The 24,409-nt window shown below is 63.5% G+C and carries 24 protein-coding genes and 1 tRNA gene; 18 read left to right on the top strand and 7 right to left on the bottom strand.

Annotation, left to right across the window (positions count from 1 at the left end; all coding sequences use genetic code 11):
• Complete coding sequence (locus AArcS_RS03510) at positions 1–732, bottom strand: CAP domain-containing protein (protein ID WP_238479038.1); 732 nt, start codon at positions 730–732, stop codon at positions 1–3.
• Positions 733–873: 141 nt separating this feature from the next.
• Between AArcS_RS03510 and AArcS_RS03505 the strand changes: the two genes are divergently transcribed.
• The 3 genes from AArcS_RS03505 to AArcS_RS03495 all read left to right on the top strand — a co-directional run bounded on the left by AArcS_RS03505 (position 874) and on the right by AArcS_RS03495 (position 5,485).
• Positions 874–3,774, top strand: a complete 2,901-nt coding sequence (locus AArcS_RS03505; RefSeq protein ID WP_238479970.1) for a DEAD/DEAH box helicase — start codon at positions 874–876, stop codon at positions 3,772–3,774.
• A gap of 85 nt (positions 3,775–3,859) precedes the next feature.
• Positions 3,860–4,447, top strand: a complete 588-nt coding sequence (locus AArcS_RS03500) for a protein sorting system archaetidylserine decarboxylase (protein WP_238479037.1) — start codon at positions 3,860–3,862, stop codon at positions 4,445–4,447.
• A 57-nt stretch (positions 4,448–4,504) separates the two neighbouring features.
• Positions 4,505–5,485, top strand: coding sequence for a hypothetical protein (locus AArcS_RS03495; protein WP_238479036.1), 981 nt, complete (start codon positions 4,505–4,507; stop codon positions 5,483–5,485).
• Positions 5,486–5,504: 19 nt separating this feature from the next.
• Here the strand turns inward: AArcS_RS03495 and AArcS_RS03490 are convergent, their stop codons facing one another.
• Complete coding sequence (locus AArcS_RS03490) at positions 5,505–7,691, bottom strand: CDC48 family AAA ATPase (protein WP_238479035.1); 2,187 nt, start codon at positions 7,689–7,691, stop codon at positions 5,505–5,507.
• A 140-nt stretch (positions 7,692–7,831) separates the two neighbouring features.
• Here AArcS_RS03490 and AArcS_RS03485 point away from each other — a divergent pair, with 140 nt between their 5' ends.
• Positions 7,832–8,980 carry an acyl-CoA dehydrogenase family protein gene (locus AArcS_RS03485; RefSeq protein WP_238479034.1) on the top strand — a complete coding sequence of 383 codons (1,149 nt, stop codon included), beginning with the start codon at positions 7,832–7,834 and terminating at the stop codon, positions 8,978–8,980.
• Between the two features lie 51 nt (positions 8,981–9,031).
• The gene (locus AArcS_RS03480; RefSeq protein ID WP_238479033.1) at positions 9,032–9,385 is read left to right on the top strand and encodes a DsrE family protein; all 354 of its coding nucleotides are present in this window, start codon (positions 9,032–9,034) and stop codon (positions 9,383–9,385) included.
• A gap of 112 nt (positions 9,386–9,497) precedes the next feature.
• On the opposite strand, the gene AArcS_RS03475 is transcribed toward AArcS_RS03480, so the two are convergent.
• The gene (locus tag AArcS_RS03475; RefSeq protein WP_238479032.1) at positions 9,498–9,812 is read right to left on the bottom strand and encodes a glutathione S-transferase N-terminal domain-containing protein; all 315 of its coding nucleotides are present in this window, start codon (positions 9,810–9,812) and stop codon (positions 9,498–9,500) included.
• Between the two features lie 246 nt (positions 9,813–10,058).
• On the opposite strand from AArcS_RS03475, the gene AArcS_RS03470 reads away from it, so the two are divergent.
• The 5 genes from AArcS_RS03470 to AArcS_RS03450 all read left to right on the top strand — a co-directional run bounded on the left by AArcS_RS03470 (position 10,059) and on the right by AArcS_RS03450 (position 14,901).
• A complete protein-coding gene (locus AArcS_RS03470; protein ID WP_238479031.1) occupies positions 10,059–10,232 on the top strand; it encodes a hypothetical protein in 174 nt (57 codons plus the stop codon).
• Between the two features lie 36 nt (positions 10,233–10,268).
• Complete coding sequence (locus AArcS_RS03465; protein WP_238479030.1) at positions 10,269–10,862, top strand: AsnC family transcriptional regulator; 594 nt, start codon at positions 10,269–10,271, stop codon at positions 10,860–10,862.
• A 91-nt stretch (positions 10,863–10,953) separates the two neighbouring features.
• Complete coding sequence (locus AArcS_RS03460) at positions 10,954–13,599, top strand: heavy metal translocating P-type ATPase (protein WP_238479029.1); 2,646 nt, start codon at positions 10,954–10,956, stop codon at positions 13,597–13,599.
• Positions 13,596–14,087: a DUF411 domain-containing protein gene (locus AArcS_RS03455; RefSeq protein WP_238479028.1), complete on the top strand. Its 492-nt coding sequence runs from the start codon at positions 13,596–13,598 to the stop codon at positions 14,085–14,087. The genes AArcS_RS03460 and AArcS_RS03455 overlap by 4 nt, the downstream gene beginning before the upstream one ends.
• 55 nt (positions 14,088–14,142) lie before the next feature.
• The gene (locus tag AArcS_RS03450) at positions 14,143–14,901 is read left to right on the top strand and encodes a DUF6517 family protein (protein WP_238479027.1); all 759 of its coding nucleotides are present in this window, start codon (positions 14,143–14,145) and stop codon (positions 14,899–14,901) included.
• Here the strand turns inward: AArcS_RS03450 and AArcS_RS03445 are convergent.
• Entirely contained in the window at positions 14,898–15,554 is a 657-nt protein-coding gene (locus AArcS_RS03445) for an alpha/beta hydrolase (protein ID WP_238479026.1), read from the bottom strand. The genes AArcS_RS03450 and AArcS_RS03445 overlap by 4 nt on opposite strands.
• A gap of 117 nt (positions 15,555–15,671) precedes the next feature.
• On the opposite strand from AArcS_RS03445, the gene dph2 reads away from it, so the two are divergent.
• The 4 genes from dph2 (at position 15,672) to AArcS_RS03425 (ending at position 19,122) form a co-directional block, all read left to right on the top strand.
• Positions 15,672–16,721: a diphthamide biosynthesis enzyme Dph2 gene (gene dph2 / locus AArcS_RS03440; RefSeq protein ID WP_238479025.1), complete on the top strand. Its 1,050-nt coding sequence runs from the start codon at positions 15,672–15,674 to the stop codon at positions 16,719–16,721.
• Positions 16,722–16,789: 68 nt separating this feature from the next.
• Complete coding sequence (locus tag AArcS_RS03435) at positions 16,790–16,987, top strand: hypothetical protein (RefSeq protein WP_238479024.1); 198 nt, start codon at positions 16,790–16,792, stop codon at positions 16,985–16,987.
• 96 nt (positions 16,988–17,083) lie between these two features.
• Positions 17,084–18,001 carry a cell division protein CdpA domain-containing protein gene (locus AArcS_RS03430; protein ID WP_238479023.1) on the top strand — a complete coding sequence of 306 codons (918 nt, stop codon included), beginning with the start codon at positions 17,084–17,086 and terminating at the stop codon, positions 17,999–18,001.
• A gap of 92 nt (positions 18,002–18,093) precedes the next feature.
• Positions 18,094–19,122, top strand: coding sequence for a disk-shape morphogenesis protein volactin (locus tag AArcS_RS03425; RefSeq protein ID WP_238479022.1), 1,029 nt, complete (start codon positions 18,094–18,096; stop codon positions 19,120–19,122).
• 174 nt (positions 19,123–19,296) lie between these two features.
• On the opposite strand, the gene AArcS_RS03420 is transcribed toward AArcS_RS03425, so the two are convergent.
• A complete protein-coding gene (locus AArcS_RS03420) occupies positions 19,297–19,464 on the bottom strand; it encodes a zf-TFIIB domain-containing protein (RefSeq protein ID WP_238479021.1) in 168 nt (55 codons plus the stop codon).
• Between the two features lie 226 nt (positions 19,465–19,690).
• On the opposite strand from AArcS_RS03420, the gene AArcS_RS03415 reads away from it, so the two are divergent.
• Complete coding sequence (locus AArcS_RS03415) at positions 19,691–20,311, top strand: METTL5 family protein (protein ID WP_238479969.1); 621 nt, start codon at positions 19,691–19,693, stop codon at positions 20,309–20,311.
• Here the strand turns inward: AArcS_RS03415 and AArcS_RS03410 are convergent.
• Both AArcS_RS03410 and AArcS_RS03405 read right to left on the bottom strand, forming a co-directional pair.
• Positions 20,308–21,942: a rhomboid family intramembrane serine protease gene (locus AArcS_RS03410; RefSeq protein ID WP_238479020.1), complete on the bottom strand. Its 1,635-nt coding sequence runs from the start codon at positions 21,940–21,942 to the stop codon at positions 20,308–20,310. The genes AArcS_RS03415 and AArcS_RS03410 overlap by 4 nt on opposite strands.
• 1 nt (position 21,943) lies before the next feature.
• A complete protein-coding gene (locus AArcS_RS03405; protein WP_238479019.1) occupies positions 21,944–22,423 on the bottom strand; it encodes a GNAT family N-acetyltransferase in 480 nt (159 codons plus the stop codon).
• A 101-nt stretch (positions 22,424–22,524) separates the two neighbouring features.
• Here AArcS_RS03405 and AArcS_RS03400 point away from each other — a divergent pair, with 101 nt between their 5' ends.
• From AArcS_RS03400 to AArcS_RS03390, 3 genes are all read left to right on the top strand, one after another.
• Positions 22,525–22,935: an archease gene (locus tag AArcS_RS03400; RefSeq protein WP_238479968.1), complete on the top strand. Its 411-nt coding sequence runs from the start codon at positions 22,525–22,527 to the stop codon at positions 22,933–22,935.
• A 73-nt stretch (positions 22,936–23,008) separates the two neighbouring features.
• Positions 23,009–24,115: a DoxX family protein gene (locus AArcS_RS03395; protein ID WP_238479018.1), complete on the top strand. Its 1,107-nt coding sequence runs from the start codon at positions 23,009–23,011 to the stop codon at positions 24,113–24,115.
• 211 nt (positions 24,116–24,326) lie between these two features.
• Positions 24,327–24,409, top strand: a tRNA-Ser gene (locus tag AArcS_RS03390).

Raw genomic sequence — 24,409 nt, 5'->3', positions numbered from 1 at the left:
TCACAGGCCGAGGCCACGACAGAAGTTGTGCGTGGCGAACACCTGCCCATCGTCGGTGACGTAGACGCCGACGCCGCCGGATTCCCAGCGGTCGTGGAGCATGTTCTCACGATGGCTCGGAGACTCCATCCACTGGGTGACGAGTCCCGCTGCCAGTTCCTCGTTCGTGGTGTACGTGACGGTCTCACCGTCGACCTCGACCGGCTGGGCTGCCCACGACATGGCGATGTTCTCGCCGTAGGCGTAACAGCCGCTTCCCACCTCACGGTAGCGGTCGTGGGGGCCGTCGCCTTCGGGCGTCCTATGCGAGAAGTACTCCCTGTCAGCCATGTCCTTGCTGTGGGCGCGGGAAACTGACGCGACGGTCGAATCCCACTCCACTGGGTCGAGTCCGCGAGCGGTTCGGCGCTCGTTTACCCGTTCGTGGATCTCACGTTCGACTGCAGTGCTGTTGACTTCCCCGTCGTCGAAGCCGTAGGTAGAGGTGTTCGGATCACCGGGCGCGACCTCGTCGTCACTCCCCGGTATCGGCACGTCCTCGATCGGACCGAGATCGACGCCCACGCCACCGACCTGCAGGGCGGCGACCACGAGGACAGACATGACGAGAACGACGATCAGGGCCTTCACCAGCCCGACGAGCAGGCCGAGCGTTACTACGACCAGTCTGGCCAGTACTGCCAGCGGCGCAACCAGCACCCGGAACAGCGTCGTGAGCAAGGGCGTGGACATGAGAGAGAGACCCAGTGCGGATACCCGGACTGGGGTCTCGGGGGTAATGACTATACAGCGCTTACCGTCAGGGGGTACGAGACGCCGAGCCAGATGCCCGGGAACAAATGGCTTAACCTCGTCGCGCCCGAACTGAAGACGATGACAGGGGGCGAGGTTGCCCCGGATTCTGCGGCGTTCACGCATCTCGGCGAGCGGGTCCGGGCGGCGCTTTCCGAGCGGGGCTTTTCGACGCCGACGGAGCCACAGCGCCGCGCGATTCCGCCGCTAGCTGCCGGGGAGAACGGGCTCGTAATCGCGCCAACCGGGACGGGAAAGACCGAGACCGCGATGTTGCCGGTGTTCGACGCCGTCGCGAAGCGCCGCGCCCAGACGCCCGACGAGGCTGGCGATCCCTACCCCGGCTTCGCGGCGCTGTATATCACGCCGCTTCGTGCGCTGAACCGCGACATGCGCGAGCGTCTTGAGTGGTGGGGCGAGCAGTTAGATGTAAGCGTCGACGTCCGCCACGGCGATACGACCGACTATCAGCGGAGCAAGCAAGCCGAGAACCCGCCCGACGTGCTGGTGACGACGCCCGAGACCCTGCAGGCGATGTTCACCGGCTCGAAGCTCAGGGTGGGGCTGGAATCGATCGATCACGTCGTGATCGACGAGGTCCACGAGCTCGCGGCCTCGAAACGGGGCGCACAGCTCTCCATTGCGCTCGAACGCTTGCGCGAGGTCGCCGGCCAGTTCCAGCGGATCGGCCTCTCGGCGACGGTGGGTGATCCCGAAGCGATCGCCGACTTTCTCACGGGCGGGCGCGAGTGTGCGATCCGGAGCGTCGACGTGGGGAGCCGGATCGAACTCGATGTCGAGACGCCAGCGGTTACGCCGACGGACGAACGCCTCGCTGGCGAGCTGATGACCAACGAATCGGTCGCGAGCCACGTCCGGCGGATCGTCGAACTGGTCGAGGCCCACGAGTCGACGCTGATCTTCGTCAATACGCGACAGACGGCGGAAGCACTCGGCTCACGGTTCAAGACGCTCGGACCGGACGGCGACGTGCGGGCGCTCGATACCGACGTGACGATCGGCGTCCACCACGGCTCGCTCTCGAAAGACGCCCGAATCGATGTCGAGGACCGCTTCAAGGCGGGCGAGATCGACGCCCTCCTGTGTACCTCCTCGATGGAACTGGGCATCGACGTGGGCCACGTCGATCACGTCGTCCAATACGCCAGCCCCCGGCAGGTTTCGCGCCTGCTCCAGCGCGTCGGGCGGGCAGGTCACCGGCGGGATCAGGTCTCTTCGGGGACGGTGATCACGACCCGGCCGGACGACACGTTCGAGGCGCTGGCGATCGCACGCCGCGCGAAAGCAGGCGAGGTCGAACACCACCCGATCCACGAGGGGAGCCTCGACGCGGTCGCCAACCAGACCGTCGCGCTGGCGATGGGTCACGAGGAGATCGCAGTCGAGACAGCCTACGGGATCGTAAGCCGGGCTTATCCGTTCCGGGGACTCTCCGAGGCGGCGTTCCGCGAGGTCATCGAGGAACTCGCGGGCAACCGGGTGCTCTGGTACGACGAGGGCGAGGACCGGATCGAGAAGACCGGCGGCACCTGGCAGTACGTCTACGCGAACCTCTCGATGATCCCCGACGAGGAGACCTACGAGGTCCACGACGTGGCCAGCGGCCGCCAGATCGGGACACTCGACGAGCGGTTCGTCGTCAACTTCGCGACGCAGGGCGAGGTGTTCATCCAGCGCGGCGAGATGTGGCGGATCACCGACATCGACGACGAGGAAAGCGAAGTCAAAGTCTCGCCGATCGAGGACCCGGCGGGCGAGGTCCCCTCGTGGATCGGCCAGGAGATCCCGGTTCCCCGAGCGGTCGCGGGCGAGGTCGGCGAGATGCGTCGGGTCGCCGAACCGCAGTTCGCTGGCGGCGCGGACGCCGGGCGCGTCGCAAGTGAGTTCACGCGTCGGTATCCGGCAGACGAACACACTGCTCGCGACGCTCTGACACAGCTAGAGCGCCACGTCGAAACCGAGCATCCGATGCCGACCGACGACCGACTTGTCATCGAGCGCGAGGGGCGGACGATCCTCGTCAACGCACCCTTCGGCCACCAGACAAACGAGACGCTCGGGCGGGTGCTTTCCTCGCTGCTCGGCCAGCAGACTGGCTCGTCGATCGCGCTCGACGTCGATCCGTACCGGATCGAACTGGAGACGCCCGGCCGGATCGACGTCACGGACGTCGTCGAGGTGCTCGAAACGACCGATCCCGACCACGTCGAGGCGATCATCGAGTTGAGTCTCAAGCGCTCAGACACCCTGAAATTCCGGCTCGCACAGGTCGCCGAGCAGTTCGGTCGGATCAAGCGCTGGCAGGGCGACGCGAGCGTTTCCAGTGGCCGCCTGCTCGCCGCGCTGGAGGACACACCGGTCTACGACGAGGCGGTCCGGGAGGTGTTCCACGAGGACCTGGACGTCGACGCGGCAGGCGACGTGCTGGCGGCGATCCAGCGCGAGGAGCTGGACGCCGAGATCGTCGGCGGTCGCACGCCGGTCGGTACCGGGGGACGCTCCAGTGGGACCGAGTTACTCTCGCCCGAGAACGCCGACGCGAGCGTGATCGACACCGTACGCGAGCGGATCCAGAACGATCGGGTCATCCTGCTCTGTCTGCACTGCACGGAGTGGAAGACCGAGAAACCGGTCCGACGCGTGCGCGACCAGCCGAGATGTCCCGAGTGTGGCTCGACCAGGGTCGCCGCGCTGAACCCGTGGGCCGACGAGGTCGTACAGGCCGTGCGAGCCGCAGAGAAAGACGAGGAACAGGAGCGCCAGACAGAGCGGGCCTTCCGCGCCGGGAGCCTAGTCCAGACCCACGGCAAACAGGCAGTGATCGCGCTGGCTGCTCGCGGTGTCGGCCCGCACAACGCCGCCCGGATCATCAACCGACTGCGAGAGGATGAAGACGAGTTCTATCGGGACATTCTGGAACAGGAACGACAGTACGCCAGAACACAGTCGTTCTGGGATTGAAACGAGCCGACCCGCCCGAACCCGACCCATCGAGTGCCGTCGGTGGATCCCCAACCTCATTACGGTCTCCACACCAAAACGACGTATGAAGTTCGCACCGGGGGCGCGCAGGTACGCGGTCCCATTGCTCGTCACCGCGGTTCCGGGCATCCTGTTCGCTCCGCCGGTCGGTCTCGCGCTAATCGCGCTGGCGGCTGGCGTACTGTACTTTTATCGCGACCCGGACCGATCACCGCCGCCGAGCGGCGTCGTCTCGCCGGCGGACGGCAAAGTCTCCGTGATTCGTGAGGAGGGAAACCGCATCCGCGTCGGCGTATTCATGAACGTCTGGGACGTCCACGTCAATCGCGCACCGGTTGGCGGCGTCGTCGAGGATGTCGAACACGTCTCCGGTGCACACCGGCCCGCATTCTCGAAGGAGTCCGACCGCAACGAACGCGTCCATCTTCGCTTCGAGGACCACACGGTGACGCTGATCGCCGGGGCTTTCGCCCGCCGGATCCATCCCTACCCCGATGCAGGGGCAGAGATCCAGCGTGGCGACCGGATCGGGCACATCTCCTTTGGCAGTCGCGCAGACGTCCTGTTGCCACCCGAGTACGGTCGCGCCGACCTCACGGTCGAACGCGGTGAGAAAGTGCGAGCGGGCGAGACGGTGCTGGTCCGGAAGTGAGTATGCGAACCCACATGGAACACAAAGCTTAGTACTGGCCACCCGGTGGACCCGACTATGGAGCGACGGCGGGCGCTGAAGTACATCGGTGGGGGCCTGCTCGCCCTCGGCACCGGCCGGGCGGCCCACAACACGGTCATCGGGTACGGCCGCATCACGGGAACGAACCTCACCGAGCAGGATCTACACCCGTTGATCGCCGAACGCCTCGGTGCGGACGGTTACACCGCCGGTCTTGGCGAGTACACCGTCTCGGTGTCGGGCGATGAGATCGCAGTTTCGGCGTCCGGCGAGCACGTCGAGACCGTCTCCGTGAGCGACGCGACTCGCGAGGAAGCAGCCACTATCGACGACGAGTACGACCTCGACGAGGGGCCGGTCGAACAGCTCGTCCGGGACGTCGAGGCGCTCCGGGTGGGCGAGTACGTCGTCGAGCCCTCCGGCTACGAGGCCTTTTTCGATCGACTGCGCGAGGTCGACACCCGGGCACACTCGGTCGGCGCGGCACGGAACCTGTGGACCGACGCCGACCCCGAAGTCGTCGAGGAGTTTCTCGGCTCGCCACCGACCGATCCCGAACGCGCCGTCGTCGAACTCATGGACGCGTTCCGCGAGTACTCGAACTACGACGTACCGCGCTATCTGGCGGGAGCTGTCGAGGATAATATCCTCATGAGCCGCGTAGAGCTACGGGAGTACTTCGAGTCCCCGACCGACTTCGCAGCGATCGCCGAGGACGAAAACACCGGTCTGTTCTGCACCGAGTTGACCCGCCGGTCCATCGAGGCGCTGCAGGCCGTGCCCGCACACGAGGCGACGCTCCCGGTCGTCGCAGGCTACGTCCGGAACGCTCGTCACAAACACGTCTACACGGCCATCGCAAGCCTCTATCGACGGGACGACGAGCTCATCCTCCCGATCACGTTCGTCGACTACACCGACACGACGCTGTACGACGACTTCCGGGTCACGCGGCTCACTGGCGAAGGACTGGATGCGTACGATACAGGCCACCGGGCGACCGAGATGTACTGGTAAGGGACACAGGGCGCTGGAATTACAGGGAATCGAGCGTCGGCTCGACCGATTCGATCGCCCGCTCGAAGTGCTCGCCGGTAATCTCGATCTCGTCGGCGCGCTCGTTGGCTTCCTCGGGCCCCAGCCTCTCTGCTGTCTCACGGATCGAGAGCATCGATGCCTCGCGAACGATCGCCTCAATGTCCGCGCCGGTATAGCCTTCCAGCCCGTCGGCGATCTCCTCCAGGTCCACGTCGTCGGCGAAGGGTTTCCCCCGGCCGTGAACATCGATGATCGCCCTGCGTGCCGTGGCGTCCGGCGCAGGTACCTCGACGTGGTTGTCCAGCCTGCCGGGTCGGAGCAGGGCAGGGTCGATCGCGTCCTTTCGGTTCGTGGCGGCGAGCACGACCAGATTGGGGTTCTCGACCATTCCATCCAGCTCGGTCAGAAGCTGTGAGACGACGCGCTCGGTCACCTCGTGGCTGTCCTCACGCTGGGCGGCGATGGCGTCGATCTCGTCGAAAAAGACGATACTGGGTGCGGACTGGCGGGCACGTTCGAACACCTCTCGCACGGCTTTTTCGCTTTCCCCGACGTACCGATCGAGCAGTTCGGGGCCGTTCACGTGGACGAAGTTGACGTCGCTCTCGCCCGCGAGCGCCCGGGCAAGCAGGGTTTTGCCTGTCCCCGGCGGGCCGTGCAGCAGGACGCCGCTGGGAGGGTCGGTGTTGGTGACGCTAAACAGTCGGTCGTAGGTGAGCGGCCACTCGACAGCCTCGCGGAGGGTCGACTTGGCGTCGTCAAGGCCGCCGACATCGGCAAACGAGACGTCCGGCGTCTCCGCGACCCACTCGCGCATCGCGGAGGGATCGACGGCGGCCAGCGCGTCTTCGAGGTCGCTCCGCGAGACTTCAAGCTCCGCGTCATCGAGCCCGTCAGGATCGCTCCGGGCGCGCCGGAGCGTCAACATCGCGGCCTCGGTCGTCAGGGCGTCGATATCCGCGCCGACGAAGCCGTGTGTTTGCGCGGAGAGCTTCTCGACCGAGACGTCTTCGGCGAGGGGCATCCCGCGGGTATGGACGTCGAAGATCTCCTTGCGTCCGCTCTTGTCCGGAACGCCGATCTCGATCTCGCGGTCGAAGCGGCCGCCCCTGCGGAGCGCGGGGTCGATGGCATCGACGCGGTTGGTCGCCCCGATGACGATCACGTCGCCACGGAAATCGAGGCCGTCCATCAGGGAGAGCAACTGGGCGACGACGCGGTTCTCGACGTCGCCGCTGTCCTCGCGCTGTCCGGCGATCGAGTCGATTTCGTCGAAGAAGATGATCGCCGGGGCCGACTCCTCGGCCTCCTCGAAGATCTCGCGGACGTGCTCTTCTGACTCGCCCTTGTACTTCGACATGATCTCCGGCCCGGAGACAGTAATAAACTCCGCGTCGACCTCGTGCGCCACCGCGCGGGCGATCAGCGTCTTCCCGGTCCCGGGCGGGCCGTAGAGCAGGACGCCCTTGGGCGGGTCGACACCCAGCCGCCGGAACAGTTCGGGGCGGCTCAGCGGGAGTTCGATCATCTCCCTGACCTGTTCGAGCTCCTCGTCGAGGCCGCCGATATCCTCGTAGCTGACCCGCGCTGGGGGCTGAGCCTCCTCGTCTACCTCGTCCTCGTGGGCTGGCTGTTCCGTCGACGTACCTGCTGAGGCGTCCGGTTGTTCGTCGGATCCAGCAGGGGGCGGCGTTACCACGACAACCGTCTGGTCGGTGATTCGGACCGGCCCGTCCGGCGAGGTGTCAGTGACGGTAAAGGGCTGGCTGGCAACCCGTTCCAGCGCGACCTGTTCGCCCTCGCTCACCGGGCGGTCGTGCAGGTCGCGGTTGACCGCCCGTTCGATCACGCGCTGGTCGACGTCCGCGAGCGACTCCGGCGGCGTTAGTTTGACCGAGATGGCGTCGCTGAGCGAGCCCGGCTGAACCGTTACGGTATCGCCGATGCTGACGCCCGCATTCGCTCGCGTGTCCGCGTCGATGAGGACCGCCCCGTCGGGAACATCGCCACTCGCAGGCCACACTTTCGTCGCCGTCCGGCGTTCCCCCTCGATGACGACCGTGTCACCGCTGAGGACGCCGAGTTCGCTGCGGGCCGACTCGGGAAGGCGGGCAACGCCGCGCCCGGCGTCACGTTTCTGGGCGGCTTTGACGGTCAGGCGAACGCCACCCGATTGCTGACTCATACCCACTATTTACATCCGGTCGTTCTTGAAGGATTCCCTCCATGTGTTCCCAGTCAGCCACGCACATCCTCGAAATGAACTCCCGTCGCCGTGCTAGCGGTTCCCTTGCTTATATGCCCGGTCCGCCCCACGAAGAGACCATGGAGTTACTTGACGACACAATCGTGCCCGAACACGCCCGGGACGTCAAACAGGAGGCCAGCGAGTTCGCCAACGAGTATATCGAACCCAACGCCGAGGAGTACTTCCGCAAGGGCGAGTACCCACACGACATCCTTGAAGCCGGACAGGACGCCGGACTGGTCGCCCAGGACATCGGCGAGGATCTCGGCGGTCGGAACCTCTCGCTGACCGAGGTGCTGGCGATCGCGGAGGAGTTCTATCGAGCCGATGCCGGGATCGCGCTGACGCTCCAGCTCGCCAGTTTCGGCGCCGAGATCGTCGAGGAGTACGGCACCGACGAACAGAAAGAGGAGTATCTCCGACCGGTCGCCGAGGGGGACCAGATCACCGGCCTCGCGGTCTCGGAGCCCGAAACCGGGAGCGACCTCGCCGGTATGCAGACTACCGCCGAAAAGGACGGCGACGAGTACGTTATCAACGGGGAGAAGTTCTGGATCGGCAACGGCGTCGAGGGCGACTGGCTCACTCTCTATGCCCGGACCGGCGACGACGAGAACAACCGCTACGGCAACCACTCGATGTTCATCATTCCCACCGAGGGCGAGGGGTATCACGCCGAGCATATCCCCGAGAAGATGGGCTTTCGCGCCTCCAAGCAAGCTCACATCGTCTTCGAGGACTTCCGCATCCCCGAGGAGAACCTCGTCGGGACCGAGGGCGCTGGCTTCTGGATGCTCGCCGAGTTCTTCAACCACGGCCGGATCGTCGTGGCGGGCCACGGTCTTGGTCTCGCTGCAGCCGCCATCGAGGAGACGTGGGAGTTCATCCACGGCCGCGAGGAATTCGGCCGCACCATCAACGAGTTCCAGGCGGTCCAGCATGGCTTCGCCGACATGCGCATGGAGTTCGAGAGCGCCCGGGCGCTGACCTGGCGCGCCGCCGAGAAGGTCGAGCAGGGCGAGGATCCCGGCCTCTGGGCCGCGATGGCCAAGACGAAAGCGACCGAGGCGGCGACCGACTGCGCCGAACAGGGAATGCAGTTCCACGGCGGGCGCTCCGTCCTCACCGACCGCCGGATCGCCCGTGTCTACCGTGACGTGCGCGTTCCCGTGATCTACGAGGGGGCAAACGAGATCCAGCGAAATCTGATCTACCGGCAGTCCTGACGCCCACCAGTGAGCAGTAGTCTTATTTGTATTGTACACATCTAACAATACATGTCCGGAACAGCCGACAGTGACGTCGACTCGCTCGGGATCGTACTCGAAACCGCCGACCCCGAACGTGCGTGGAACGCGTTCCGGCTCGGTATCACGGCGCTGGAGGATGGCAAAGACGTCTCCGTCTTCCTGCTCGGCGAGGGCGTCGAGGCCGAGGAGATTACGGACCACGATGAGTTCGACGTCCGCGCCCGGATGGAGGCGTTCGACGAGGCGGGCGGCCAACTGCTCGCCTGCGGCACCTGTCTGGAGATCCGCAACAGCGAGGGCAGCGACGTCTGTCCCGTCTCGACGATGTCGGATCTCCTCGACGTCGTCACGACATCGGATCGTGTGCTGACGATCGGGTAGTCCGGACGACTGCGGCACGCCACAGTTTTCGAGGTGACAGTACTGGTCTCGAAGCTAATACTACAGTTCTCGAAGTGAAAGACTTCGTAATCTGTAGCAAGGGCAGACTGGCTCAGAGTAGTTTCGACAGCACCCGATCGAAGATACCCGATGGCGGCGGCGTCTCACCGTCGCCGTACTCCTCGTAGAGATACTCAACGATGTCGTCGCTTTCGGGCATTCCCTCGATGCCGTTCGATCGGTCGACCAGCACCGGGACGCCGCGCTGTCCGCTCGCCGCGTGAACGGCGTCCCGGTCGCTCCGCGAGCGTGGAACCTGATGTGTTTTGTACGACAGGTCGAGGTCGTCAAGCGCGCGGCGAACTTTCGCGCAGTACGGACAGCCCCGCAAGTTGTACAGTTCGAGCGCCGGGGACGAATCTGTCATACTGGTTGTCCGGACTCGATGCTCCAGTGTGTTTCGGTCACCGCTCGAACCGATAGGGAGCTATCGGGTGAGCGGATCAATGCAAGATGCAACAATCGATACTACTCTTTGTGCCGTACACTCACATGCGTCGTGGCGGATCGGCGTGCGAACAAACGGGGGCTACCACCATGATAGTACGATCTGCCTGTTCGAACTCGGATGCACCGGGGAGGAACAGCCGACCGACTACCGGAGGTGCGTAGCATGGCCGAACTCCAGCAGTTTACCGAAGGTCGGGGGATCGGTCTGTCCGTCCTCGGGATGGCGTTGCTGATCATCGGCGGCTCGATGCTGTATCACTCGGTACTGCCGACCGCGGGTGCTGTGATACTGGTACTGGCGGTCCTGTGTATGCTCGCTGTCGTGGGCTTCGTGTAGGGAAAACGTTTGTATCACCCTGTCGTACTCGTTTCTGTGCCACTCGACGAAACCGACGCCGAGATACTGCGCCTGCTCGTAGAGGACGCCAGCCGCTCGTACCGCGAGATCGGCGAGAAAGTCGATCTGACTGCCCCGAGCGTCTCCGACCGGCTCGATCGCCTGCGGGAGTACGGTGTTCTCGAACGATTTACCGTAGCTGTCGACCAGTCGATGTTCAGTAACAGCGCGGCGCGGCTGGTCGACATCCAGGTCGGACCAGGAGACGCCGAGGGACTGGCGGCGGGGCTCGAAGCAGTCGACGGTATCGAACACGTCATCCGCACCGAGAGCGGGCGGGTCGTCGCACAGGCGCATCTCGCCGAATCCGACCTTCGCGAGCGTCTCAGTGATCTGCTGGCTGACCGCACCGTCATCGAGTATCGTGTCGAGAGCGTCGTCGAATCGGCGTGGAACCCCGACCTGCACGGCGGCGAGTTCGCCGTCGACTGCGTGGAGTGCGGCAAGACCGTCGAGGGCGAAGGGGTCACGGTCGAACGTAACGGTAACCGGTACGTTCTCTGCTGTCATTCCTGCGAGTCGTTGTTTCTGGAGCGGTACGAAGAGCTGGAGAAGGGAGTAGATCACTGAGCGCCCCCGAATCATTAGGCCAGGGGCCGATACTTCCACAGTTCGTTAGGGGCAACCCGTTTGAATACAGAGCCAGTAGGAACACCCAGTAATGAGTACGGAAACCGCCCACCTTCAGATCGTGGGCATGTCGTGTTCGACGTGTTCCGGCTCGGTCGAGGAGGCCGTCGGCGCACTAGAGGGCGTCGAGTCGGCCAACGCGAACTTCGCGACCGACGAGGGGACCGTCACCTACGACCCCGATGTCGTCTCGCTGGACGAGATCTACGCCGCGATCGAGGACGCGGGCTTCGAGGCAGAAACGGCTTCGGCGTCGGTCGGGATCGCCGGGATGTCCTGTTCGACCTGTGCGGAGTCGAATCGTGAGGCCATCGAATCGGTGCCAGGTGTGATCGAGGCGAGCGTCAACTTCGCCATAGACGAGGCACAGCTGGTCTACAACCCGGTCGACGCGTCGCTCGACGAGGTGTACGATGCGATCGAGGACGCCGGATTCGATCCAGATCGCCCGAGCGGCGACGAGGAAACTGATCTAGCCGAGGAACGCGAAAGCGCCGTCGAACGCGAGCTGAACAAACAGCGCAAACTCGTCATCGGCGGCGGAATCCTCTCGATCCCGTTTATCGGCGTGATGATCGAGATGTTCTTCCCCGGCGTCCTGCCGAGCGTGCTGGTTGCGCCAGGCTGGGTCGAGTTCGTCCTTGCCACGGCGCTGATGGCGACGCTCGGCAAGGAGTTCATCGTCGGGGCGTACGAGGCCGCGGTCAACACCGGCCGGGCGAACATGGATACGCTGGTCGCGGTTGGTACCTCTGCTGGGTATCTTTATTCGACCGGCGTCGTTGCCGGGGCGATTCCGGGCGGGCTCTACTTCGAGGCCGTCGCGATCATCCTCTGGTTCATCACGCTCGGCAACTGGCTCGAAGCGCGCTCGAAAGCTCGCGCGAGCGACGCGCTCCGGACCCTGCTGGAGATGGAGGCCGACGAGGCGACAGTGGTCGTAGATGGTGAAGAACAGGTCGTCCCCGTCGAGGAGATAGAGGTCGGCGACGTGATGAAGGTCCGTCCCGGCGAGCAGGTTCCCACGGACGGCGTCGTGGTCGACGGCCAGAGCGCGGTCGACGAGTCGATGGTCACCGGTGAGTCAGTCCCGGTCGAGAAAGGCGTCGGTGACGAGGTCGTCGGCTCGACGATCAACGAGAACGGCGTGCTACTGGTCGAGGCGACACAAGTGGGGAAAGACACCGCGATCCAGCAGATCGTCCAGCGCGTCAAGGAGGCCCAGGCGCGCCAGCCGGACGTCCAGCGGCTGGTCGACAAAGTCTCGGCGTACTTCGTTCCCGCAGTGATCGCAAACGCCGTCTTCTGGGCGCTCGTCTGGGCACTCGCCCCGGAAACGCTGTTCGTCGTCGCGTCGTGGCTCGGCGATCTACTCCCGCTGTTAGAACCAGTGGGTGGTGGGCCAGTCGAGGGTGGCGTCACGATCCTTGAGTTCTCCATGGTCGTGCTCGCCAGCGCCCTGCTGATCGCCTGTCCCTGCGCGCTGGGGCTGGCGACGCCCGCGGCGACGATGGTCGGTTCGACGATCAGCGCGACCAACGGCGTCCTGTTCAAGGGTGCGGACATTCTCGAACGGGTGCGCGACATCGACGCGGTGGTCTTCGACAAGACGGGAACGCTGACCCACGGCGACATGGTGCTGACAGATGTCGTGTCGATCCGGGACGGCGCGGCGGCAGACGGCGTCGCAGCAGACGGCTCCGGCGAGGAACGCCCCGACGGCGGTGCGATCGTGAGCGATGAGCGGGATTCGACAGTCGACGAAGACGACGTGCTGGCGGTCGCCGCAAGCGTCGAGTCCGACTCCGAGCACCCGCTCGCGCAGGCGATCGTCGAGGGGGCATCAGAGCGTGGCGTCGAGATCGAGGACGCAACCGGGTTCGAGAACATCCCTGGTCACGGTGTCCGCGCCGAGACGCCCCGGGGCGAGGCGCTGGTGGGGAACCGCAAGCTCATGCGGGACAACGGGATCGATCCCGACCCTGCCACCGAGACGATGGAACGGCTCGAACGGGAGGGCAAGACCGCGATGCTGGTCGCACTCGATGGCAAACTGATCGGCGTCGTCGCCACGGCTGACACGGTGCGAGAGAGCGCGAAAGAGACCGTCGTGGCCCTGCAAGATCGTGGCCTGGACCCGGTCATGCTCACCGGCGACAACGAGCGAACCGCTCACGCGGTCGCCGAGCAGCTGGGGATCGACCCGGACGACGTCTACGCCGAGGTGCTGCCAGACGAGAAGGCCGACACCATCGAACGGATTCAGGGAGACGACAGGCGGGCGATCATGGTCGGTGATGGCGTCAACGACGCGCCCGCGCTGACGACCGCTCACGTCGGCATCGCCATCGGGAGCGGTACTGACGTCGCCATCGAGAGCGCGGACGTGACGCTGATGCGCGACGATCCGGCGGACGTTCTCAAGGCGATCCGGATCTCCGAGGCGACCATCTCGAAGGTCTGGCAGAACCTGTTCTGGGCCTTCGTCTACAATACGACGCTGATCCCGATCGCCTCGCTAGGCTTGCTCAACCCCGCGCTCGCCGGGCTGGCGATGACCGGCTCCAGCCTGTCGGTGATGGCTAACAGTCTGGCGTTCCGCGGCTACGATCCACACGAAGACTATCACCTCGCCGTGACGAAGCCGTTCCGTGCCCTTGTGGGGGTGGTTCGATGAGCGATCGTGTCTCCCGGCGGTCGGTGCTGGCCGCCGCGTCCTCGGTCGCCGCCGTTTCGGTTGCGGGCTGTCTGGGCGGCGACAGCACGGACGAGTGGGCGTACTCGGGGACGCTTTCGGTCACTGCTCACCAGTACAACAGCCCGAACTGCGACTGCTGTGACGCCTACGAGGCGTATCTCGACGATCATCTTGAGGGATCACTATCGTCCTCGGTCCCGGAGGAGATCGAGACGGTGAAGGCCGACCTCGGCATCCCTGACGACCTGCACAGCTGTCACACGATCGAGTTCGGGTCGTACTTCGTCGAGGGACACGTCCCGGTCGAGACGATCGCAACACTGCTCGACGAAAATCCCGATATTGCGGGTATCGCATTGCCGGGGATGCCCGCTGGCTCGCCCGGAATGGGTGGCGAAAAGGACGAGCCGTGGACGGTCTACGCTGTCGACGAGAACGGAACTGTCGACCCATTCGTGGAGCTGTGACATCGGCAGGTCGGGCCAAAAAACACTTACAAACTGGCTAGTAATTGCTTGCCAGATGAATCGAAGACAGGTCCTCGCAGCTACCGGGGCGTTCGGACTCGTATCACTGTCAGGCTGTCTCGGACTGGCCGGACTGGATGACCACGAATCGACAGCAGGGGGCGTCGACGCCGACACCCGTGAGAGCACGGACTACCAGCAGGTCGGGGTCGACGACATCACCATCGAAGAGTCTGTGGGAGTCGGCCCAGTCGAGGAGTCTGTCCGGGTCGTAAACTACCTGACAGAACACGAGAAGACGGTCGACATGGGGCCGCTCGGCGAACAGCGCGGAGCCGTGTTCATGGTGCTGACGACGCCCCGGATCGGGATTCCGAACTATCAGTTCAATCCCGTCGAGGACATGTCGACGCACGAACTCGTCGAACTGGTCGAGGACAACTACGACGAGATGGACGATATCGAGCACCAGGAGGATTACTCGATGACGATCCTGGACCAGGAGACGACGGCCTCACGGTTCACTGCCAGCGCCCAGTTCGAGGGCGAAGACGTGGACGTGTACCTCCACGTCAGCGAGGCCGTCGAGACCGACGACGACCTGCTCGTGACCATCGGCGTCTACCCACAGGAAGTGGCAAATCAGGAGGAAGACAACGTCGACGAACTGATGGAAAACGTGGTCAAGGAGGCAGACGAGAGCGAAGGCAACGGAGACGAAGACGATGGTGACGATGACAGCGATAATGAGGCAGACAGCGACGAGGGAGACGGTGACGAAGACGACGAGGAATCCGACGATGGTCTGGTCTAGACCTGTTCGGTGACCCACTCGATAAGGTCGGCGTGTTCGTCCGGCCCGATCCCGTGTCCAGTGTTATATGTTCTCGATGTCACCGGAGCGCCGAGTTCGCTCAATCGTGTCGCAGCAGCGTTGGTCCGCCCCGATGGGATGATCTGATCCTGACTCCCGCCCGCGATGAAGACCGGTACGTTCTCGATCCCGTCGGGAGTTAGGTCGGCGTGTGAGTCGGGCAGGTAACAGTGGAGTGCAGCGACCCAGTCGTACGCCGTGGGAGCTTCGAGAAGCAAGGAGAGGCTCGTGATCCCGCCCTGACTGAAGCCCAGCAGGCCGACCCGGTCGTCGTCGAGGTCGTATTCCTCGATTGCGGCGTCGATCGACTCCTCGATCAGATCGAGGCTCCGACGGAACTGCTCGGGATGTGGCTGGCTCTGGTGGAGGCCGCCGCCCGAGAGGTCGAGTTCGTACCAGGTGTACCCGCCCTGGAGCGGATCTGGCGCACGGAGACTGAGGACGAACAGCTCGTCAGGGAGTCGCTGTGCAATCGGCAGGAGGTCGGTTTCGTTTGCACCGCGACCGTGGAGAACGACGACAGCAGGATGCGGCCCCTCTCCATCGGCGGCGATCGTTCGATGTTCGAGCGGTAGCGCCGGAGTCTCTGGCATGAATGCATACAGTGTTCCGAGCGGCTTGAAGTTCCTGAAAGAGGCGAGGATGTGGCCGACTATCACGGCGGTTGGGCAAACGCCGACGTTATACGTCCCAGACCGCTACGACGGACAATGAACGAGCAGACGGAGTACAGCGACGGGGACCTCCGGAACACCGGCATGTCCCTCAAGCACGACCGAGAGTGGGATTACGAACTCGACCGGATCGTCGAGGCAGTCGAGGAACGCGACGCGAGCAAGGTGGGTCTGCAGTTCCCCGAAGGACTCAAACGCCGTGGGCCGGACGTCGCCGATGACCTGCGCGAACTCCTCGATGACGACGTGACGATCATGCTCTCGGGTCAGCCCTGTTACGGAGCCTGCGATCTGGACACGTTCATGATGCGCCGAACTGACGTGTTCGTCCACTTCGGACACAGCCCGATGAAGGAGTCAGAGAAGATCATCTACGTGCCGCTCTTCTCGAACGTCGATGTCATGCCGATCATGGAGGAAGCCAAGGCAGAACTGGCAGACCCCGACGACGATCCCGACGTGGGCCTCGTGACGACCGCCCAGCACATGAACCGCTTCGGGGACATGGCCGACTGGCTCGAAGAGCGCGGGTACGAGGTCCACACTCGTCGCGGTGACGAGCGACTGACCCACGAGGGGCAGGTGCTCGGCTGTAACTACGCCTCGGCGGACGTCGACGCCGACCAGATCCTCTACGTCGGCGGCGGCAAGTTCCACCCGCTCGGACTGGCGATGGAACACCCCGACAAGAACGTCATCATCGCCGATCCGGTCAACAACGTCGTGACGATCGCCGACACGGAGAAGTTCATGAAACAGCGCTACGCGACGGTCCACAAGGCAATGGACGCCGAGACGTTCGGTGTGATCTTCTGTACCAAGATCGGACAGGGCCGGATGGAGATCGCCGAGAAGATCCTCGACAGCAACGACAACGCGTATCTGATCACCATGGACGAGGTAACACCGGACCGTCTGCGAAACTTCGGTTTCGACGCATACGTCAACACCGGCTGTCCCCGGATTACGACCGACGACGGGCCGCAGTTCCACAAGCCGATGCTCACGCCCGGTGAGTACCAGATCGCCGTCGGGAACAAGCCCCTCAACGAGCTGAGTTTCGATACCTTCCACGGCACCTGGTAGTATCGGCGGTCGGCCCCGGCAGCGGCGCCGTCAGTACCGTTATTATCCCCCGATGAGTACCCGCTTTCATGGACCGAGATAGTACGCTGTATGCGCTTTTACACTACGCGATCTTGCTCGTCGCTATCTTCGCCGTTCTCGGTGGACTCGAACTGGTGAGCGAGGACGTTCCGTTCTGGCTCGGCCTCAGTATTGCCGTCGCCATCGGGATCCTCTATCCGTCTATTGTCCGCGGGATGGGCGTCGCGCCGGAACAGTGGGAGTAAGCGCCCTGGTTCTGCCACCCCGGCCTCTCTCCACACTGGTCAAATATGAAATAATTAGGGGAACAGTCATGAGTATGCGGTAAGAAAACGTCGCCAATGAGCCAGGACGACTCCGACGGCCTGCCCGACAACAGGCTGTTCGAGCTATACGAGCAGTACATCGGCGAACCGGACACGCAGACGGACGTTTACCTCGGCTTCGGGCTGTTCTTTATCGGTGTCGCTCTCGCCGTGATCGCGGCGATCACGTTCGTCACCGGGGTCGCGGCCTTCGGCTATCGCGAGGGTTCGTATTTCGTCTTCGCCAACGTCGCGTTCGTCGCCGCGTTACTCTCCCTGCCGGTGTTGTTGCTCGGCATTGACGTCTTGTTGCCAGTCAAACAGAAGGCAGTTATTGCGTCCGCAGGCGGTGTCCTGGTTACCGTCGTTGCCACGGCCGCCTTCTCGTGGTACTACCCCAGCCAGTGGGCCGAGTTCGGCGCGTCGACGATGCTCGCAATTCTCGGCACGTACGGCGTCGGACTGGCAGTGGTTGCAGCCGCGACCGGTGCCGCACTGGTGGCCCACCAGCTGGAGCGGGCAAAACCACACCCGTCCGAGATCGAGGGGATCGAAGAGGACGACGAAGCGGAGTCCATCAGCGAGGCGGAGATCGAACAGGACATCGAAGCTGCAATGGAGGGCGTCGAGATGTCGTGGGGTGGCGTCGAAAAACACGAGTCGAAACGGCTCTCGTTCAGCACCGAGGATAGCTTCGAGGCGGCAAACGTCGATGTGGAAGCGGAAACGACCAGACAGAGTGGTGGTGTCGACGCACAGGTCAGCGGACTCAAAGCCCTCAAAGGCGGTGATACCAAGACTGCAACTTCCTCGTCGACGGTCGACGACCAGACCACGAAGCTCAACGAGCTCCGACAGCGCCGACAGGAAGAGCAGGCGGCCGACAGCGCCGACAGTGTACTCGGTGATATCGGGCTGCTCGACCGGCTTCGTGGACTCGTCGGACGCAACTGATCGCTCTCGTCGACTCGGTTATATTTACTCGCCAGAAAGTTCTGTAAATATTTCACATAGTTTTATTGTATGGGGGCGGACTTGTATCGTATATGGCGAAAGGCCTAGACGTCGGCACAATGAACATCCTGTCGGCACAGCAGGATGGTAACGACACCGTCTTCGTGCAACAGCGTAACTCGTTCGTCGAGATCGACTACTCGGATATGGCCGAGCAGATGCTCTCGCGAAGCGAAGTCCTCCACATCCGCAAGGACGACAAGGTCTACGTCGTCGGCGACGACGCACTCAATTTCGCGAACATTTTCAACCGCGAGACGCGGCGTCCGATGCAACACGGCATCCTCTCAAGCGACGAGAAGTCGGCGATCCCGATGATGAAACTCATCATCGAACAGGTCGTCGGCGAGCCGAACCATCCCGGCGAGAAGCTGTATTTCTCCTCGCCCGCGGATCCGATCGACTCGGATCTGTCGACGCTGTATCACCAGAAGACCCTCGAATCCTTCATCAGCGACATGGGCTACGACGCCGAGCCCATCAACGAGGGGATGGCGGTCATCTACAGCGAACTCGCGGACAACGACTTTACGGGACTCGGTATCAGCTTCGGTGCCGGGATGACCAACGTCTGTCTGGCCTACTACGCGGTGCCGGTCATGAAGTTCTCCGTCGCCCGCGGTGGCGACTGGGTCGACGAACAGGCCGCACAGGCGACGGGGACGCCGGTCGACAAGGTCACCTCGATCAAAGAAGACGACTTCGAGCTAGACTTCACGACCGATGTCGGCGGCGTCGAGGGCGCACTCAGCATCTATTACGAGAACCTGCTGGATTACGTCATCGACCTGATCGTCAAGGAAGTCGATGAGGAGGACGTCGAAGAAGGTCTGGACGTCCCGGTCGTCGTCACTGGCGGCACCTCCAGCCCCGACGGCTTCGAGGATCTGTTCCGCGACCACCTGCAGGACGCGAACATCCCGTTCTCGATCAGCGGCGTCAGCCACGCCAACGAGCCGCTGTACAGCGTCGCACGCGGTGGCCTCGTTGCCGCCCGCTCCGACGAGGAAGCGCCGGCAGCCGGTGGCGAGGAAGAAGAAGCCGCGGCCGCAGACGAGTAACGCGACCCGGCGATATTTTTTCGACGAAGTGCAGATAGCGACTGCGAGAAGGTTTTGTACGGCCCTCCACAACCATCGTCGAGACGCTGGCGGAAGTCCACGGCTGGACGATGAGGGTTGACGACGCGAAAGAGAATGAAACGGGTGCGCGCTTCGAAATAAGTACTTGAGAGTCTACTCTCCGCGGAATCTGGCCATTGCGTCCTGCCAGGTCTCGAACTCCTCGGGTTCGCTCGCGTGGTCTACAGCAACCCCAGCATAGCCACATGACTCACAGACCTCCGCCTGATGCCCCTCCAGAGTGTAGGTTTTCAGCGTCGCAGAGCAGCGTGGACAGTCCATATCGATGTCGAAGAAGGGCATCAACTTAACTATTTTTCCGAGTGCATTCCAGTCGATAGATCCGCCTCTGCCGGCAAGATTATTACTATAGAGCATTCATCATGTTTTTGTATTCCTATTGTGTATGTCTATCACGCATGTATCAGTCGTCCTCGGGCAGTGGGGCCGCCGCAGTGCGGTATCAGTCGACAGTCACGGTGCCGGAAGCTACCGGGGTGAGTTACCGATGAGCACGAAACGACAGCTCGCCCAGCAACTCGGTGTCGTGGGAGGATTCGACGATCCGTCGGTGGAGCTGGAGCAGTACAGGACGCCGCCCGATCTGGCTGCGCATCTGGTTCACATAGCGGACCTGCAGGGCGACGTCGACGGTCGGACCGTACTCGACCTCGGGACGGGGACGGGGATGCTCGTGCTTGGTGCGGCGCTTCGCGGTCCGAAGCGAGCGATCGGCGTCGATATTGATCGCGGGGCGCTCGCTACTGCCCGGCAGAACGAACGCCGCGTCGGTACGACCACGGACATCGGCTGGGTGCACGCCGACGCGACCCGTGCGCCCCTCTGTATCGAAGATGCCGTCGTACTGATGAACCCGCCCTTTGGCGCACAGGACGGGAACGAACACGCGGATCGCGCGTTCCTCCGGACGGCGAGCGAGGTCGCTTCTGTCTCGTACTCGATTCACAACGCCGACAGTCAGGAGTTCGTCGAGGCTTTTGCTGCCGACAACGGTGGCGAGGTGACGCGGGCGTTCCGCGCCGAACTCGACCTCGACCGACAGTTCGAGTTCCATCGCGAGGACCGACACGTCGTCGACGCCGAAGTGTTCCGGACCGAGTGGGACTAGAAGCCGTGACGTTCCGCGCGGGCGACCTCGACGCTCGTGTCGCCGCGTTCGGCGACGATCACCGTCCGATCAGCAGCCTGATCGCGCTCGAAGGTGAGCCCTCCAGCATCTACGGTCTCGTTTTCGGCCGGTAGCTCCGTGCGACCGAGCTCGTTGTCTCCCTCCGCGACGACGAGGGTGAACTCACCGTCCCCGGGGACGACCGAGACACTTCGCCCGTCGATTCGAGGGGAGGCGCGCTTTTCCTCCGAGGCGAACACGGATCGCTCCTCCTCGCCAACTGCCACCTGATAGACGCTCTCGTTGCCGGTCGGAGTCCAGCCCGTTCGTTCCACGGGAACCGTCTCGCTCCAGCCCGGCCCGCCAACTTTGACCTCGGTCGATCCCCTGAATTCGAGCCCCTGCTTCGAGGTATGGGTCATCCAGATCTCGCGATCCTCGCTGGTGACGATCACGCCGCTGGTGTTCACAGCCGTACTCTCACCGAACAGTTCGATCTCGCCGACGTACACCATCTCGTTTAGGACCTCCTCGTCGTAGGTGATCTGATAGTCCTCCACGGTCACCGCGTCCTCACCCAGATCCGCGTTCTCGACGACCGCGAGGTTGGGGATGATGGCGGGACCAGCGAGCGCGGCGACCGCGAGGATCACGAGCGTGAGGGCGACACCGCGGCGTGTCGTCGAGCGCACGAACCGCCGCTCGGAGGCTGTCACCGCGAGCGTGACGAGCAACGCGAGGATGACTACCAGTGCGACGCCGGGGCCACGAAAGAGCACGTACTCGCCGCCGCCGCGGAACCAGTAGACCAGATGTAACCCCTGCACGACGCCGAAGATCACCGTCGCCCCGAGCAGTCGGGCGGCATTCGGGCGTCTGTCCCGACGGTAGAGCACGAACAGCCCGAGGACGATTCCGAGCAGGAACCCAAGCGCGTGACCCTGAATCGCGATCGTTGCCCACGAGGGTGCTGACGGCGCGCTCGGAGATGTCGTCGCCACGACGATCGGATCGAGCAATCCCTGGAGGACCGTCCCGGCGACTCGCGAGACGAGGATCCCGACAATCGTCACGATCGGATAGTGGACGATCGCAAACCCGGCGAAGGCGAAGACGACGCCCGAAAAGCCGATGACTGGACCGAGCGCGAACAGGCTCGTGGCGAGACCGACTAGCAAAACGACCGCCGGAAAGACGAGAAATGCGCGGATCCACGGATTCGTTTGCCACGAACCGAACGACTGGGTGCCACGCTCGTCCGGAAAATGCCCCCACGCGTACTCCGCGATCGGTGCCAGAACGATGGCGCTGGTGAGGTTCCCGATGATGTGGCCGGGACTGGCGTGGGCAAAGCCGGAGGTAAGCCAGCCGGTGGGATAGAAGTACGACCACGACCGGTAGGGAATCACCAGCGGATCGGACCAGTTCGAGAGGCCGTCCTGCAAGAACAGGTAGACCGAGAGGACAAAGATGATGGAGACGAGCGTTCCCCATGGAATCCCGAGCAGGAGGCGTGATCGGACACGACGACCCCACCGACCGCCCGGCCGGTCGAGATAGACGACCGCTCCCAGCGCAATTGCGAAGACGAAAACGAGCGACCCGCCGAGCGCCCACGAGGGCAACACCATATTAGCGCCGCCTGACGAGTTCGCTCAGCCGTTTCGTGATACTTTCGCTGTCGCCGAGTTTGAGATAGTAGGCGTCGCCGCCATCCTCGTAATAGTTCTCGATACGACGTTTGATCTCGAAGCCGAGCGACTCGTAGAACTTGAGTGCGTCCTCGTTAGTCGCACGGGCGTGGCAGGTTACCGACCCGTGTTCGTCGGCGACGCGGGCGACGAGACGTTCGCCGAAGCCCTCACCGCGGAAATCGGGGGAGACGGCGAGAAACAGGATGTAGCCGTCACGTCGGACCGTCGCGAAGCCGACGAGTTCATCACCGGCGAGGAAGACGTGGACCGTCGAGCGCCGGTATGCGTCGGTGAAGAAGCCGCGTCGCTGTTTGAGCACACCCTCTTCGCTGCGGATCCGCTCTTTAAGTCGCCAGGCATCACCCATAAGTTCGTCGTCGCCGGGGGCAACGACGCGCGAATCGACGTTGACGCTCACTGTCGCTACGTAACGGGGACGTGAATATAATTCCACCGGCAGATCGCCACGCCCAGCGAGAAACCGGGGTATTCACGGTCGCCGCTCCCGTCGGTTCGGTCGTGAGCTACGAACTGCGTGAGCACACGGCCGACATCGCGGTCGAGGCGACGGGTGAGACGTTCGCCGCCGTCGCGGCGGCAGTTGCTGACGGGTTGGCCGCGGCGATGTGTGAGTCGGTACCCGAAGACGGCGATCGGTTCGATCTCTCCGTCACTGCCGAGAGTCGGGAAGCGCTCCTGTTCGAGTATCTCGACGAACTCATCTACGAACGGGACGTCCGGTCAGTCCTGCCGGTCGATAACGAGGCAACCATCGCCGAATGCGACGGGGAGTGGACGCTCGAGGGCTCCGCGCGGGGCATTCCCCTGTCCGCCGTGACCGCTCGGGAGGTCAAAGCGGTCACCTACTCGGAGATGGTCGTCGAAGCGCGTAAGGGGGAGTGGTACGCCTACGTGGTCTTTGACGTCTGAGACGGGAGACTGGTCATCGTAACTGGTCCGATCAACGGGATACTTTTGATGGCTGGCGACTAGTACAAACTGTATGACATTGTCCGGTCCTCGACGCCCCTCGGTGCTGGCGGCGTCGATCGTCGCCTCGCTCGTCCTCTGGCTTTCATTCGCTGGCTCCGCGAGCGCCCACGAAGAGTATGTCGTTGATCAAGAGCAGGACGTTACCGTTACCGAGTTTCTCGGAGACGCACTGTCTGATCCGTTCGTCGTCGGGCCGCTCGTCGCCGGGGCCATCGGCGTTCTCGCAGTGATCGTCGCGTATCTCTACGTCCAGCCGTTACAGCAGGATATCGGCGCGTTCCGGGCCGCGATGGTCGAGTACACCGAGTACGTCCCGTGGCTGCTGCGGATCTCCTTTGGTATTCCACTGATCGGTGCTGGCTTTAGCGGCTACTTCATTACCCCGGCGCTCGAAATCGAGCTCCGGATTCTTCAGGTAGCGCTCGGCTTCCTGTTGCTCTTTGGCTTTGCTACCCGGATCGTCGCGCTGATCGGACTGGTTATTTACGTCGGCGCTGCGGCCGTCTACCCGATTTTGTTACTCCAACTGGAGATGGTCGGCGGGCTGGCAACCCTCGCGCTGGTTGGGAGCGGTAAGCCGAGCGCAGACCACGTCTTCCAGCGCCTTGCCGGGACGCCGGGGACGGTCTACGGCCGACTCGACGTGGTCCACGATCTCGCCCAGCGGGGGCAGGAGTGGATTCGACCGTACGAGCGGTTCTTTCCGACCGTCGCCCGGGTCGGCCTCGGCGTCACGTTCATCTATCTTGGCGTCAGTCAGAAGATCCTCCGGCCCGGTATCGGGCTCGAAGTCGTCGATCACTACGATCTCACCGGGGTCATCCCCGTTGCACCCGAACTGTGGGTGCTCGGTGCGGGTCTCACCGAGACGGCACTGGGTATCGCCCTGATTCTCGGGCTGTTTACACGTGCGGGCGCAGCCACGGCCATCACGATGTTCGCTCTGACCCTATTTGCCCTGCCCGACGATCCGGTGCTCGCACACGTTGCTCTCTTCGGAATGGCGTCGGTGCTGCTGATCGGTGGGAGCGGGCCCCTCGCGCTTGATAATCGGGTCGAGACGCTCGCGTCGGCCATCGGTGGAGGCCGTGAAAATGCCCCGGACATAGCAACGTGATAGTCCGGCTCCCGCAGGACACCAAGACAGGAACACAGCGACGGGTCGTGTGAACACGTACCGACCGTTTCACGCCCGAACACCCGCGATTCAGCCAGTCTCGACTGTCCGTCTATCGTTGCGTTTAAGTACGGCAACGGGGAAGGTACGGCTGCAATCCAATGTAGGGGCAGCGGCCCCGAGTCCGTCAGGGCGATGATAACACACGCGAGTCGTGGTAGCCAAGCGGCCCAAGGCGCATGGTTGCTAACCATGTGGCGTAAAGCCTCCGGGGTTCGAATCCCCGCCACGACG

This window comes from Natranaeroarchaeum sulfidigenes, assembly GCF_017094485.1.
Taxonomy (GTDB): Archaea; Halobacteriota; Halobacteria; order Halobacteriales; family Natronoarchaeaceae; genus Natranaeroarchaeum; species Natranaeroarchaeum sulfidigenes.
The sequence above is the reverse complement of the archived record's forward strand: the minus strand, read 5'-3'. Positions and strand labels throughout refer to the sequence as shown.

Bases quoted from the DNA above. Each gene is read 5' to 3' on its own strand.
- AArcS_RS03500 (WP_238479037.1), top strand. From the start codon at position 3,860: ATGAAGTTCGCACCGGGGGCGCGCAGGTACGCGGTCCCATTGCTCGTC.
- AArcS_RS03470 (WP_238479031.1), top strand. From the start codon at position 10,059: ATGGCCGAACTCCAGCAGTTTACCGAAGGTCGGGGGATCGGTCTGTCC.
- AArcS_RS03430 (WP_238479023.1), top strand. From the start codon at position 17,084: ATGAGCCAGGACGACTCCGACGGCCTGCCCGACAACAGGCTGTTCGAG.
- AArcS_RS03420 (WP_238479021.1), bottom strand. From the start codon at position 19,464: ATGGACTGTCCACGCTGCTCTGCGACGCTGAAAACCTACACTCTGGAG.
- AArcS_RS03460 (WP_238479029.1), top strand. From the start codon at position 10,954: ATGAGTACGGAAACCGCCCACCTTCAGATCGTGGGCATGTCGTGTTCG.
- AArcS_RS03410 (WP_238479020.1), bottom strand. From the start codon at position 21,942: ATGGTGTTGCCCTCGTGGGCGCTCGGCGGGTCGCTCGTTTTCGTCTTC.
- AArcS_RS03455 (WP_238479028.1), top strand. From the start codon at position 13,596: ATGAGCGATCGTGTCTCCCGGCGGTCGGTGCTGGCCGCCGCGTCCTCG.
- AArcS_RS03495 (WP_238479036.1), top strand. From the start codon at position 4,505: ATGGAGCGACGGCGGGCGCTGAAGTACATCGGTGGGGGCCTGCTCGCC.
- AArcS_RS03475 (WP_238479032.1), bottom strand. From the start codon at position 9,812: ATGACAGATTCGTCCCCGGCGCTCGAACTGTACAACTTGCGGGGCTGT.
- AArcS_RS03510 (WP_238479038.1), bottom strand. From the start codon at position 732: ATGTCCACGCCCTTGCTCACGACGCTGTTCCGGGTGCTGGTTGCGCCG.
- AArcS_RS03395 (WP_238479018.1), top strand. From the start codon at position 23,009: ATGACATTGTCCGGTCCTCGACGCCCCTCGGTGCTGGCGGCGTCGATC.
- AArcS_RS03445 (WP_238479026.1), bottom strand. From the start codon at position 15,554: ATGCCAGAGACTCCGGCGCTACCGCTCGAACATCGAACGATCGCCGCC.
- AArcS_RS03415 (WP_238479969.1), top strand. From the start codon at position 19,691: ATGAGCACGAAACGACAGCTCGCCCAGCAACTCGGTGTCGTGGGAGGA.
- AArcS_RS03425 (WP_238479022.1), top strand. From the start codon at position 18,094: ATGGCGAAAGGCCTAGACGTCGGCACAATGAACATCCTGTCGGCACAG.
- AArcS_RS03490 (WP_238479035.1), bottom strand. From the start codon at position 7,691: ATGAGTCAGCAATCGGGTGGCGTTCGCCTGACCGTCAAAGCCGCCCAG.
- AArcS_RS03450 (WP_238479027.1), top strand. From the start codon at position 14,143: ATGAATCGAAGACAGGTCCTCGCAGCTACCGGGGCGTTCGGACTCGTA.
- AArcS_RS03505 (WP_238479970.1), top strand. From the start codon at position 874: ATGACAGGGGGCGAGGTTGCCCCGGATTCTGCGGCGTTCACGCATCTC.
- AArcS_RS03480 (WP_238479033.1), top strand. From the start codon at position 9,032: ATGTCCGGAACAGCCGACAGTGACGTCGACTCGCTCGGGATCGTACTC.
- dph2 (WP_238479025.1), top strand. From the start codon at position 15,672: ATGAACGAGCAGACGGAGTACAGCGACGGGGACCTCCGGAACACCGGC.
- AArcS_RS03485 (WP_238479034.1), top strand. From the start codon at position 7,832: ATGGAGTTACTTGACGACACAATCGTGCCCGAACACGCCCGGGACGTC.
- AArcS_RS03435 (WP_238479024.1), top strand. From the start codon at position 16,790: ATGGACCGAGATAGTACGCTGTATGCGCTTTTACACTACGCGATCTTG.